A 12,936-nucleotide genomic window follows, 5' to 3' on the forward strand; every position below is an offset into this window, starting at 1 on the left:
AGCGATCAATACCATGAAAAAAGGAATGATACTGGCCCTGGCTATTTTTGGTACAGTGGCCTGTACGAACAATAACGATACCCAGAATCTGGCCGATAATGAAACGCCCGTGGCCCGCCAGGATAACGCAACGGCAAAAGAGAATGCCCTTGATACCATTGCCACAAATGAGGCGTTGGGTGAGATGAGCATGCAGTACCTTACTACTCATCTGGGCGAGCGACCAGGTCAAAACAACCTACTGGAAACTGAACCCCTTAACACCCGTCTTAAGCTTATCCTGGGCGATCGGCTTAATGAATTCAAAGACCTAATGAAAAACGGGGAGCCCCTAAAAATGGATCAGGTATACTATACCATGAGCTCTTCGGGAAATAAGTCGGGTTACCTGCTCATAGATCCTAAAACCAATGTAATACAGGCTACCATCATCGGGCCAAACGGGCGGGAGGACTTTCCCAGAAGTACGGGTGAAAGGCCGCTCTATGTACCCACAACGGTGAATGACCGAATGAAAAAGGTAACTCAATAAAGCACAGCTAAAGGCAATTATTCCTATTCTTTACAATACTGCTATAAAAAATACCGGCATCGGCCGGTATTTTTTTATTTAACCTGAGCAATAGACCCCAGACTTTGATACTTTTATGGGTAACTCTAACCAATTGTTTGTATCATGAAAAAATTACTAATCATCGCGGGTCTGCTTTCACTGCCAATGCTGGGAGTACAGGCCCAGGCATTCCGGGGGCTCGACAAAAGTTCGCTGGAAATGGCTTACTACCCCGACGACTTCGCCCACACCCGCAAAACCAACGATGAAAAACCACTGGCCCGGGTCCTGTACAGCCGCCCGGCCCGAAACGGTCGGGAAGTTTTTGGCAAACTGGTACCTTATGGAAAGGTATGGCGTACGGGTGCCAACGAAAATACCGAGATCAGGCTATATCAGGACGCTACTATCGGTGGTAAAAAAGTAAAAGCAGGTACCTATTCCCTGTTCACTATTCCCGGTGAAAACGAATGGACCATCATCCTGAACAATGAACTTGACTACTGGGGCGCCTTCCGGCATAAACCCGAAAGCGACGTCATCCGGGTGACTGCACCGGTTAAAAAAGGCACCGAATCTTTGGAGAATTTTTCCCTCCAGTTTGCCAAAGCAAGTACCGGTGGTCCTAATGACGCCGTAATGCGGATGGGCTGGGCAGATACCGTAGTAGAAGTACCTGTATCCTTTCAGTAAAAAATTTCAAAATGTAAGTACCTCCTGCTCCCCCCCGTAGGGGAGCAGGAATAGTACAACGCAGGTACCTCTCCTATACCTTGTGCGACACAGCTACTTCCCTGTCGCATTTTGCCTGATGGCAACTTTCAATCAATAGATCGTCAGCTCTGGCGAATAAAGAGTACGCAGCAGTCTGGTGTAATTATGAATACAAGTTTGTTACAACGCTTTGGTGCTATTGATATTTACCTGTTTGACCAACTGCTGAAAGGCCGGTTCGACGGTTGCCAAAAGGTACTTGACGCCGGTTGCGGGGGTGGCCGGAATCTGGTTTATTTCCTGCAGAATGGCTTTGACGTTTATGGAAATGACCAAAACGAATTAGCTATCGAGGAAGTCCGGATTCTTTCGAAGCGGTTAGCTCCTCATCTTCCAACTACGAACTTTCAGGTAGCCTCCGTTGAGGCCATGCTTTTCCCCGATACTACTTTTGACATGGTCATCTGTAGTGCCGTCCTGCATTTTGCCCGCGATAAAGCCCATTTCGATACCATGGTCAGGTCGCTCTGGCGGGTACTGGCTCCCGGCGGCTTTCTTTTTACACGTCTGGCTTCTACCATCGGTCTTGAAAACCGTATAGTCCCCCTCGGCCATGGCCGGTATTTCCTGCCGGACGGCTCCGAACGGTACCTGGTGGACCAGCAAACGCTGTTAAACTATACGCAGGAATTGGGCGGTGAACTCTTTGAACCCATCAAAACAACCAATGTTCAGGACCTGCGTTGTATGACAACCTGGTGCGTGCAGAAGATGTAGGACAAGAAGTAAATCTTATCCTGATACTTAAAAGAAGAGCCCGGCACCTTGTGAAATGCCGGGCTCCTTTTTATGTGTAGTATGTAAATCTTAGGTAGTCATCAGAGCTTTGCGGGCGTACTCCACGCATTTGGCTACTTCCTTAACTGCGTCTGAACCAGCCGGTATTTCGTATTCCAGCTCCACCGTAGCCGGAAACTTGTACTTGTTCTTCCGCATCAGCTGCAGTACCTCCACGATTGGCGTATCTCCTTCACCCCAGGGTACATTAGCACCGCCGTTTTCTTTGTTTTTCCGATCCTTGGTGTGCATACTTACGATATGCTGGTGCTTGTCGGTAATCAGGGGAATGGGGTCGAAGCCGGCGGCAACGTAGTGGCCCATGTCAAAGTTCATGGCGTTGTACTTTGACTGGCTCAGGGCCTCGTTCCACCAGGTTGGGGTCTGCTGGGTATGGCCGTGGTAGCCGACGTATATTTTATTTTTAGCCGCTATATCACCCAGGCGTTTGGTCTGGTCGGCGCTGGTAGGTAGCTCAATAGTAGCCTGGTTGGCACCCAGGGCTTTGGCCGCCCGAAATGCGTAATCTACTTCGGCGTCGGTATTATTGACTCCCAGGGCCGAGGGTTTATAGCCGTAGATACTCACCCCTGCTTTGTTGTACATTTTCCGGAGCTGCACAAATTTATCCATGGAAACCTTGGCCCGCCAGTCCGCCATCTTTTTCATGTACTCGGCCTGCTGGGCTTTCTGCTCATCGGTCAGGGCCTGACGCGGACCACCCGGACGAGCCGGGGCCTCGGGTGCTCCGGCGAAAGCTTCGGCTGCGGGTCCCATCAGCTCAATAGCGCTGACGTTGCAGTCGATGCAGTACTGCAGAATGTTTTCGGCGCTGCCGGGCATACTCCGCCAAGAATACGTAATGGCACCTACCTGTACCCCGTTGAAAAGGGAATTAGGCTTGCCCAGGTTTTTGATGTAGGCCGGTGCGCCAAAAACTGTCTCGGAAGCCAGCCCGATGCCCGCCAGGGCCAGTGCCGACTTTCCAAAAAACTCCCTGCGTGAAATCTCTTGATTTTTCATTTTGTATACGTGGTTTGAAACTGGTACCTGTCTAATCATATAAAAGAAGCCGGGACCAGGTAATTAACTACTCATGGCCGGTATATTTCTAAAACAGCATGAATTCTACCTAAGGTATTACAGAGGGGTCAGTCGGTGCTGGGTTCAATCAGGTCCCACAGGTTCCCGTAAAGGTCGCTGAATACGACCACCTTTCCGTATGGCTCCTGCACCGGCCCCCTCACAATGGGAATATGATGTTCAAGCAGGTTCTGGTAATCACGCTCAAAATTGTCAGTGTACAGGAAGAGAAACACCCGACCACCTGTCTGATTCCCGATTCGGCTTTGCTGCTCTTCGGTGGCGGCTTTGGCCAGGAGCAGGCCGCACCCCTCCGAACCCGGCGGTGCTACCCGTACCCAGCGTTTGGTTTCACTCAAGGTGGTATCTTCCAGCAGGGTAAATTGCAGCTTTCCGGTAAAAAATTCGATAGCCTCGTCGTAGTCGGCCACGACCAGCGCCATCTGAGCAATTCGCTGATTCACTTGAAATCAGTTTGGTTGTTTATCTTTCCAAAGTTTAAAATCGTCCCAGTAAATCTGCAGCGTTTTCCCCTGACTTTTCATGTACCCAATTAATTCTTTAGATGTATACAGTTTCATTGGGTTAAAATCGGTCACCCCGTCCGGATTGGGGTCCTGCGTGTTATGAGTAATTTTCTGCACGTCAAACACCACTTTTTCTTTTTCTCCATCGGGGATGATAGACATATAAAAACGGCCGTTTTGCTGGTTACCCTCTTTGTAGTAGTAGTTCATCGTGAACCATTGCCCGATGGGTACCTGCACCGCCTGATTCGTCTCGGCCCAAAGGGTGGTGTATTTCTGTTTTCCGTCTTTGAATAATTCACAGTCCTGCGCGTCCAGGATAAAGTACAGGTCACTTTCTTTTTCGGTTGGTTTACCAATTCCCAGCGTGATGCGAAAGCCATAGGGTACCTGCTGACTCCAGGTCACATTATTCCAGAATTCGGCAATGGTCAGCCAGTGGATTTTTTTCGGGAAAGTCCGAACCGTCCTGAAATCCTCGGGCAAAAACATCCGGACCGATTGGTAGAACTCTTTCATGCCCTGATTCCCGTACAGGTTAGCCTGAATCCGGCCTTTGGAGTTGTCAACGTTGGGACCATCAAGCCAGAAATGAAGTACCTTATTGGCAGGGTTGCCCGGCTCAGGAACAATGCGGGCAAAGCGCTGGGTAGTATCGCCTCCCTGGTACTGGATATTAAAATTACCAATTAAAGGATGGTTATCGAGGTGGTTGACCCAATCGTTTCGGTCCGGCAGGGAGGTGTCCAGGCCGATAATATCCTCATCGGCGTTTCGGGGTACTATCCTTACTCCGTTCTCAAAACCCGACTGAAAAATCAATTCTCCTTCCGGGGGACTGTTCTTTGCGAGCTTGTTGTGCTGGCACCCGCTGCTTACTAAAACAAAAAAGGCAAAAATGAGACAAGGTTTCTTCATGAATCGTCCTGGGTGACCGGTTTTACTTTATAGTACTACTTTCCAACTGCCCCCGTGGGGTTGGCAGCTGTTTCAAAGAATAAAGTACAGCCCAACTGATACTACTTATTAACGGATCGATTTCTTTCGGAAAGTAAAAAAAGTTCGCCCATCGCTATACGCAACAGACCCCGGAGCAGAAAGCCTGCCCCAAGGTCCATCGATAATGACAATAGGTACTTTCCGGCTATGGCTCAATTCGGCTGATTATAGTCGTTGCTAACCATCCACTGAATCCCAAACTGGTCAGTAACCATGCCAAAGTAAGCACCCCAAAAGGCTTTTTCGAGCGGCATGGTCACCTGGCCGCCTTCCGACAGTTTGGCAAATAGCTGATCGGCTTCGGCCTCGCTTTCCGTGCTGATGGTGAGGGAGAAATTGTTGCCCACGTTGAGCGTATGGCCCATGGATTCCAGCGCGTCGGTAGCCATCAGCATATTTCCGTTACCAAGGGGTAAGGCTACGTGCATAATTTTATCCTGATCTTCAGCGGGCAGTTTTGCCCCTTCCGGAGTGTCTTTGAAACGTTGCAGGGCCAGAAACTCTCCGCCAAATACCGATTTATAAAACGTAAATGCTTCTTCGGTGTTACCCATGAAGTTGAGATAGGGATTAACAGTAACCATAATAGTTGATTAAGAATGAGAAATAGTAGTAGTAGTAGTAGTATTCCGAATCTTATTCAGGTACGCTTCCAGTTGATCCAGAGTACCCTGAAAGCCCTGCTCCAAAGAACGGAATGACCCCTGAAAGGTCAATTGCTCTTTTTCGGTAGCATTGAACGGGCCACTCCGTAGGGTCAGGGTAGTTTTACCGCTTTGCTCATTTAGTGTCAGGGTATTGTATACTTCGAGCGGCCAGGTAGTGCTGAACGGCGCCCGCATCACGTTGCCTTCCTCGTCAGAGAAAGAATTGATATAAACAATCTGCTCTGGCTCCGCGATACCCAGGTACACAAAACGTCCCCACATTTCGTGGCCAGTGGCAGCCTTCATGCTGTAAAGGAACGTACCTCCCGGCCGTAGTTCCAGGCGGGCTACTCCCAGCTGAAAACCTTTGGGGCCCCACCAGTTTATCAGGTGCTCCGGTTTCGTCCAGGCGTTGAATACCAGTTCGCGGGGAGCGTCAAAAATACGGCATATTTCAAAGTCCCGCGCTACTACCTCTGTTTGAGATCCATTTTCAGCTATCATACTATTCTATAAAGGTTTGGTTAGAAATACTAATTAAGATTCCGAAAGGGGAACCGGACCAGAGGAACAAACAGGGCTACCGGAAACCAAACGCCCGGTCTGATACAATTTTTGTCCTGCTACGCTTTGAACTCTTTTTTAGTTGCTTCCGGTCTGGCTTCGTCCGCCTTCTGATAGAACAAAGGTAGGGCAGAGATGCGGAAGGAACAGGGTGTTAAAACGGCAATGTTAGGGTTGATTGCGACATCTATTCTGTGTAGATTTGAAACCATGAAACATATCTCCATTCTGGTTCCCCAGGGCGCTATCCTGGGAAGCATCGAAGGCCCTCGTCAGGTACTTACCGAGGTTAATAAACTCCTGAAAACTAAGGGAGCTCCTGCCCTTTTTGAGGTACAACTAGTTGGGCTTACAAAAGAAGTCCCGGCCGCCGGTGGTATCTATACGGTTAATTCCGATGTACTGGTAGAGAACGTCGTCAAAACGGACCTCATCATTATACCGGCGCTGGACGGCGACATGGGTAAAACCCTGGAAGTTAACCGTGATTTTGTCCCCTGGATCATTGAGCAGCACCAGGCGGGGGCCGAGGTAGCGAGCCTGTGCGTAGGTGCTTTTCTGCTGGCCTCCACTGGTCTGGTTACGGGACGCAAGTGCGCCACCCACTGGATGGCCGCCAAAGATTTCCGCCGGATGTTTCCGCAGGTAGAGCTGGTAGAGGACCGGATCATTACCGACGAATACGGCATCTATTCCAGCGGCGGGGCTTTCTCTTACCTCAACCTGATCCTGTACCTGATTGAAAAATACGCGGGCCGCGAGGTAGCCGTGTTTATGTCCAAGGCCTTTCAGATTGACATCGAGCGCCGCAGCCAGTCGCCTTTTGTGATATTTAACGGGCAAAAAGACCACGAGGACAACCTGATTATCAAAGCCCAGGAAATTATTGAAAAAAATATTCAGGAAAAGCTTTCCGTAGACCAACTGGCCGATCAGCTGGCCCTGAGCCGGAGAAATCTGGAGCGCCGGTTCAAGAAGGCTACGGCTAATTCCATTGTAGAATATATCCAGCGGGTAAGGATTGAAGCCGCCAAGATGAGCCTGGAATCATCCCGGGAAAACGTGAACGAAGTAATGTACAACGTGGGCTACACCGACCCCAAGGCCTTCCGGACTACCTTTAAAAAAATCACCGGCCTGTCGCCCGTTCAGTACCGCCAGAAATACAACCGGGAAGAAGTCGTGTACGGGTAGTACTTGGGCAAGATTACCTTTTCCTACCTCTGAACCCTGACAAAAGCCGGTCAGGCTACTCCCCTTTCGTTGCATTCATGAAAAAGTACCTGATACAATTCTTAGTAGCTATCGCTGCTCTTTCCCCCGCACAAAGCCAGGCTCAAAAAATGAGCCCGGAACCACTGGTTGTTACGATTGATCTTAAAAACCGGGCCCAGGTGATCGATAACTTTGGGGCCGCGGGCTGCTGGTACGCCGAAGGTATCGGCAAACACTGGCCGGCCGAAAAGAAAGAACGAATTGCCGAACTGCTTTTCAGCCGGGAACGTGATGCCCGGGGCAATCCCCGGGGCATAGGGTTATCGGCCTGGCGCTTTAACATCGGCGGGGGTACGGCCGAGCAGGGCGACAGCAGTGGCATCCAGGACGTGAACCGCCGGGTAGAAGGCTTTTTGAATGATGATGGTACCTACAACTGGAACAAGCAAGTGGGCTATACCTGGTTTCTGAAAAAAGCGAAACAATACGGCGTGGAAAATCTCATTGCTTTTTCCAACACGCCACCGGTACAATACACCAGCAACGGCCGGGGTTTCAAAACGGAAAAAGACTACCGTTCCAATCTGAAACCCGACAAGTACGAAGCCTACGCCGATTTTCTGACGGAGGTACTTGGTCATTACGAATCGGAAGGATTAAGGTTTCAGTACATTAGCCCGGTCAACGAGCCCCAGTGGGACTGGACCGGCAAAATTGGCGAAGCCAAGCAAGAAGGCAGCCCCTGGCGGAATGAGGAAATAGCCCGGGTGGTAAAAGCGCTGGATGGCTCCCTGGTAAGTAATAAACTAAGTACTCAAATTATCCTGCCCGAAGCCGCTCAACTTAACTTTCTTTACGGAGGTACTTCGACTGCCTCGCGGCAAGTACAGCAGTTTTTCGGCCAGAACAGCCCCCTGAACCTGAGTACCCTCACCCATGTACCCAGGCTGGTGGTGGGCCACAGCTACTTTACCGATACCGGCGACAGCGGCACGGTAGCCATCCGGCAGCAGGTAGCCGATACCACCCGGCAGTACGGGGTCCGGTTCTGGCAATCGGAGTACTCTATGCTGGGCGATGGTTTTCGGGAAGGTACCAAAACCCGGCGCTCCGCCAGGGATTGTGGTCTTTTCCTGGCCAAAATTATCCATGAAGACCTAACCGTAGCCAATGCCGGAGCATGGCAGTTTTGGAATGCCTTTGAACCCGGCCGGGCTGAATATGACACCCGGTACTACCTCATAGCCCTCCAGCCCAACCAGGACCATACCGATGGCTCCTTCTCCCAGACAAAAAACCTCTGGGCGCTGGGGCATTACAGCCTGTTCATCCGGCCGGGCATGCACCGGGTACTAACCAGCCGGAGCGATAACCTTACGGCGGTGGAAGCGGCCCAAAAGGTAATGGTATCGGCTTATTCGGGTGAAAAAGGCAAACTGGTAGTAGTGGCCATTAATTACGAGCCGGAGGCCCGGGACCTGCGGCTGGATGTAAAGAGCCTCAAATCAGGTACCACTTATCAACGGTACGTAACCACCGCAGCTCCGGACGAAAACATGAAGCCTTATCCGTCCGGCAAACTCAATCAGCCCGTTACGTTACCTCCGCACTCCATTACCACGTTGGTTGTGAATGAGTAGGTACTTAATTCGAAAATTCCATTACTACTAAATAATAAGAGTACTATTACGGAGTATTGTAAGGCTATATCAGCGTAACATAAACGATGTACCCGTTTACTACTATCAACTTCAGCCTCATCTCCTTTGTGGATCTGTATCCTTCCGACCCATTATACTTACCTTAGCCAAAAAGTTACTATGCAGCCAGACCAACTACTCAAACAGATAGAGTTTATAAAGGAAATTGATAAACTCAAATACATCGTACGTAAGACCAAACTACTTAATAGCGATAGACATGAAAATGATGCTGAACATAGCTGGCATCTGGCCATGATGGCCATTATTTTGTCCGAGCACTCTAACACTCCCATTGACGTCCTGAGGGTTGTAAAAATGCTTCTTATTCATGACATAGTTGAGGTTGACGCAGGAGACACATTCATTTATGACACGCAGAAAAGTCACGACAACACCCAGGAAGAAAGGCAGGCAGCAGAACGGATTTTTGGCTTACTTCCCGATGATCAAGCCAATGAATTGATAGCGATCTGGGAAGAATTTGAAGAACAGGTAACCAATGAGGCTAAGTTTGCCAGAGCAATGGACCGACTGGAACCCCTGCTCCAAAACGTGTCAAATAATGGTGGTACCTGGAATGAATTTGGGATAAGCTATGATAAAGTTTTTCATAAAAAACAAGTGATCAAACAGGGTTCTTCGCGTGTTTGGGAATATGCTGAGCAGTTGTTAAATGAAAGTGTTGAAAGAGGGATATTGAAAAAAGAGTAAGATAGACAGTCGCTGATGCAAGCCGCCAGCCCCCTACCAGTTTCAGCCCCTGTATACCAGCTGTAGTGTGCTTATTGTAAAGCAAGAGTGGTATTCAGGAAGTCGTTGCGAAACTTCCCGGTTGGGTCAAAGCGGTTAACCAGCTTTTTAAAATCCGGCAACCGCTCGTAACGCGCTGCCAGTACAGTAGTGGCCATCGTAAACAGCTTACCCCAGTGGGGCCGGACCCCGAACGGTGCAAGTTCCTGTTCAATAAGTGGTAGTAGTTTACTCACCGCCGGCCAGTCCTGTTTCCAGGTAAAATGAATGGCTACGCTGGGTCGCTGGTAGCAGGGGCTCATCCAGAGGGTATCGGCCGCAATGGTACGTATTTCCGTGATCATAAGGTGCGGGTTAATCTGCTTACCCAGGCGCGCCACCGCCCGAATGGCTTCCACGGCCTGCTCCCGCGGCACAAAGTACTCCGATTGTAACTCTACCCCACTGCTGGGCGTAAAGCCCATTTTGAAGTGCGGCAACCGTTCGTACCACGGGCCTGGAACGCCCATTTGTTCGGTACAGTTTTCGGCCGAAAGCTCGGCAATCGGGTGCAGGTGCCGGGTAGCGGCTTTGGCCCCGAAAAATTCCGGCCTGGTTGCAAAACGTTCTCCTTCCTCCTCCCGGCATTTTATCCAGACTTCGTTTACCTTATCAGTTCGCCAGTCGGTAAACAGGCTGACACTATGACCAGCCGACATAATTTCATCAAAATTGTTTTGCAGCTGACCCATGGGTAGTTGCTCATACACGTACTGCTGCATCTGGAAAGCAGGTTGCAGCGCGAGCGTAACTTTGGTAATGATTCCCAGGGCGCCTAGTCCAACCACGGTGCCGTCAAATACATCAGAATCCCTCCCTTTCGACAGCTGATGTACCTCTCCTTTGGCATCTATTAATTCCAGCCCAACTACCGACGTAGCCAGGTTACCGTTCGTGACCCCGGAGCCGTGGGTACCCGTCGTAATGGAGCCCCCTACCGAAATATGGGGCAGTGAGGCCAGATTGGGTAAAGCATAGCCTTTTTCGTGCAGGTAAGGAGCCAGTTCGCCGTACTTAATGCCTCCCTCTACGGTTACAGTATTGGACTGCGTATCTAATGCCACTACTTTATTCAGCTCCCGGGTCGACAGCAGAAAGTCCCGGCTGTCGGCAATGCGATTGAAGCAGTGACGGGTACCCAGCCCTTTCAGTTTCGCCTGTTTTTTTACCAGTGCCTGTACCTCCTCCCGCGAGGCAGGATACGACACGCTGGAGGTACTATAGGTAATATTACCGGCCCAATTCTTCAAGGGATCAGCAGTCAGCCATTCCGAAACCGGCACCAGGGTACTCCCGGCGGTCACAACCGAAGATAACTTAATAAAGGGTCTTCTTTCCATAGGTACTTAATTGAAAGGCTGAATTTTCTGCTTCCGGATTACTTTTTTCACCCATTCCCAGACACAGGAAGGGACGTCTTTTGTAAATATACTTTTTATTGAAGAGAATGGCGCTCTCTGGTCCAAAGTCCGGTGCGTAATCTTGTCAGGTTGTGGTACCTGTTTGGTTTTTAAACCGGCCCTCTCCTTCTTCTCAGGCTACTTTTTGGGCTGTATCACTTCTCCTGTTCTTTCTGTTAGCCAGCTTTCTTAAGGTACGAGCCAGGCCCGCTAAGGTGCAAAATCAGCGAAACATCAGGGTTACTATTTTACAATTTTTTCTTAAATATATTAAAGTAAATAAATGTGCAACTTATTTATAATCAGATTATTGTGCAATAAAATATTTTTTGTTAAAGTATTTTAGCCTTAGTTTTGTACGGTGTAAGCACAGTAAATGTGCAATTTTAATTAAAGATTTAGAGTTGATGACCAGACGCCTGAACCTCATCGCAGCCGTAATTTCCTTAGTTATTTTAACAGCCGCCCAGTCCTTAGTATTTGATTTCAGTAAATCAATATTTGTAACAGATCCAGCGCCCGATTCGAGTGCCATCGGTCAGCGGGTACCCGCCCCCATCCAGTCTGCTCCCGTTGTTTTTGGTATCCCAACCGACTCGCTTCTGGTTAAAGAAGGAGTTGTAAAGCGGGGGGAAACAATCTCAACCATTCTGGGTGCCAATAACATTGGTCCGGCTACCATCCATGAGCTTACTCAGAAAGCCAAAGGGGTTTATAACCTGAAAAACATCCGCACTCAGCGTAGTTACACACTCCTGTACGCGACCGATTCAACCCAAACCGCCAGGTACTTTATTTACGAACCCAACGAGCTGGAGTACGTCGTTTATGACCTGCGCAACGAGCTAAACGTAACCCTGCACAAGCGGGAAGTGGAAATAGTACAGCGCGAGCTGGTGGGTGAAATCAAAGGTTCCCTGTACCAATCTATTCTGAAGGCGGGTGGGTCGGCACAATTGGTGAATAAACTGGCCGATATCTATGCCTGGCGCCTGAACCTGAACCATATTCAGGTGGGTGATACCTTTAAGCTGATATTTGAAGAAAAGCAGGTAAATGGCAAGACCATTGAGGAGGGACAGCTATTCGCGGCCTTTATTGAACACAACGGCCAACCCCTTTACGCCATTGGGTTTGACCAGGGCAACGGCATCAGCTATTATGACCAGGATGGCAAAAGCTTCAAAAAAGCCTTCCTGAAAGAACCGGTAGAGTACAGCCGCATTAGCTCCCGCTTTACAAAAAACCGCTTTCACCCGGTTCAAAAAATTAACAAACCCCACCTGGGTACCGACTTCGCTGCCCCCACCGGTACCCCCATTCGCTCTGTTGGCGATGGCGTAGTACTGGAAGCGGCTTTCACCAGCGGAAACGGGTACTATGTAAAAATAAAGCACAATAAGACCTACACTACACAGTACCTGCACATGTCCAAGTTTGCGAAAGGTATCCGCCGAGGATCCCGCGTAGCCATGGGACAAACGATTGGGTACGTAGGCAGCACGGGTCTTTCAACCGGCCCGCACCTTTGCTACCGGTTCTGGAAAAATGGGGTACAGGTCGATGCCCTCAAAGAGAAACTTCCCCTGGCCGAACCCGTTAGCAAGCTCCACCGCATGGCTTTCCTGGCTACAAAAGAAAGTTTAATGGGCCGGATGGAGGCTATGGATGCCAGGTTAATGAAGCAGGATATGCTGGCGGCCAAACAGTCAGCGGCGGATAATTCTTCTATTTGACCGCACAGCCGTTTAACCAGTAGTTGTTAGGCTAGAGTCTTCGTTTGTTCAATTTCCTCCTGTCTTAGGACCAAAGGTCTGTTGAACATTACCATACATCACCAAAAAACAGGGGCCAATCCGGATTCCGGATTAGCCCCTGTTTGTATCAGGTAAAGTAAATCTGCGA

The 12,936-nt window shown here is 49.6% G+C and carries 13 protein-coding genes; 7 read left to right on the plus strand and 6 right to left on the minus strand.

Going from position 1 to position 12,936, the window contains the following annotated elements:
* Window positions 1–13: 13 nt before the first annotated feature.
* The 3 genes from VGN67_RS17340 to VGN67_RS17350 all read left to right on the plus strand — a co-directional run bounded on the left by VGN67_RS17340 (window position 14) and on the right by VGN67_RS17350 (window position 2,044).
* The gene (locus VGN67_RS17340) at window positions 14–532 is read left to right on the plus strand and encodes a hypothetical protein (RefSeq protein ID WP_327488115.1); all 519 of its coding nucleotides are present in this window, start codon (window positions 14–16) and stop codon (window positions 530–532) included.
* A gap of 144 nt (window positions 533–676) precedes the next feature.
* Complete coding sequence (locus VGN67_RS17345; protein ID WP_327488116.1) at window positions 677–1,246, plus strand: DUF2911 domain-containing protein; 570 nt, start codon at window positions 677–679, stop codon at window positions 1,244–1,246.
* 186 nt (window positions 1,247–1,432) lie between these two features.
* On the plus strand, window positions 1,433–2,044 hold the full coding sequence (locus VGN67_RS17350; RefSeq protein ID WP_327488117.1) for a class I SAM-dependent methyltransferase: 612 nt from the start codon (window positions 1,433–1,435) through the stop codon (window positions 2,042–2,044).
* Window positions 2,045–2,134: 90 nt separating this feature from the next.
* Here the strand turns inward: VGN67_RS17350 and VGN67_RS17355 are convergent, their stop codons facing one another.
* From VGN67_RS17355 to VGN67_RS17375, 5 genes are all read right to left on the minus strand, one after another.
* Window positions 2,135–3,127, minus strand: a complete 993-nt coding sequence (locus VGN67_RS17355; RefSeq protein WP_327488118.1) for a sugar phosphate isomerase/epimerase family protein — start codon at window positions 3,125–3,127, stop codon at window positions 2,135–2,137.
* 128 nt (window positions 3,128–3,255) lie between these two features.
* A complete protein-coding gene (locus VGN67_RS17360; protein WP_327488119.1) occupies window positions 3,256–3,651 on the minus strand; it encodes a VOC family protein in 396 nt (131 codons plus the stop codon).
* A gap of 6 nt (window positions 3,652–3,657) precedes the next feature.
* Window positions 3,658–4,632, minus strand: coding sequence for a hypothetical protein (locus VGN67_RS17365; RefSeq protein ID WP_327488120.1), 975 nt, complete (start codon window positions 4,630–4,632; stop codon window positions 3,658–3,660).
* Window positions 4,633–4,865: 233 nt separating this feature from the next.
* Complete coding sequence (locus tag VGN67_RS17370) at window positions 4,866–5,297, minus strand: VOC family protein (protein WP_327488121.1); 432 nt, start codon at window positions 5,295–5,297, stop codon at window positions 4,866–4,868.
* Window positions 5,298–5,306: 9 nt separating this feature from the next.
* Window positions 5,307–5,864, minus strand: a complete 558-nt coding sequence (locus VGN67_RS17375) for an SRPBCC domain-containing protein (protein WP_327488122.1) — start codon at window positions 5,862–5,864, stop codon at window positions 5,307–5,309.
* A gap of 270 nt (window positions 5,865–6,134) precedes the next feature.
* Between VGN67_RS17375 and VGN67_RS17380 the strand changes: the two genes are divergently transcribed.
* The 3 genes from VGN67_RS17380 (at window position 6,135) to VGN67_RS17390 (ending at window position 9,553) form a co-directional block, all read left to right on the plus strand.
* Complete coding sequence (locus VGN67_RS17380; RefSeq protein ID WP_327488123.1) at window positions 6,135–7,118, plus strand: GlxA family transcriptional regulator; 984 nt, start codon at window positions 6,135–6,137, stop codon at window positions 7,116–7,118.
* A gap of 149 nt (window positions 7,119–7,267) precedes the next feature.
* Entirely contained in the window at window positions 7,268–8,779 is a 1,512-nt protein-coding gene (locus tag VGN67_RS17385; RefSeq protein WP_327488124.1) for a glycoside hydrolase, read from the plus strand.
* Between the two features lie 180 nt (window positions 8,780–8,959).
* Window positions 8,960–9,553: an HD domain-containing protein gene (locus VGN67_RS17390; RefSeq protein WP_327488125.1), complete on the plus strand. Its 594-nt coding sequence runs from the start codon at window positions 8,960–8,962 to the stop codon at window positions 9,551–9,553.
* Between the two features lie 71 nt (window positions 9,554–9,624).
* Here the strand turns inward: VGN67_RS17390 and VGN67_RS17395 are convergent, their stop codons facing one another.
* Window positions 9,625–10,971, minus strand: a complete 1,347-nt coding sequence (locus VGN67_RS17395; protein ID WP_327488126.1) for an FAD-binding protein — start codon at window positions 10,969–10,971, stop codon at window positions 9,625–9,627.
* Window positions 10,972–11,438: 467 nt separating this feature from the next.
* On the opposite strand from VGN67_RS17395, the gene VGN67_RS17400 reads away from it, so the two are divergent.
* On the plus strand, window positions 11,439–12,767 hold the full coding sequence (locus VGN67_RS17400; RefSeq protein ID WP_327488127.1) for a peptidoglycan DD-metalloendopeptidase family protein: 1,329 nt from the start codon (window positions 11,439–11,441) through the stop codon (window positions 12,765–12,767).
* The last annotated feature ends 169 nt before the right edge of the window (window positions 12,768–12,936 follow it).

This window comes from Telluribacter sp. (assembly GCF_035998675.1).
Taxonomy (GTDB): domain Bacteria; phylum Bacteroidota; class Bacteroidia; order Cytophagales; family Spirosomataceae; genus Telluribacter.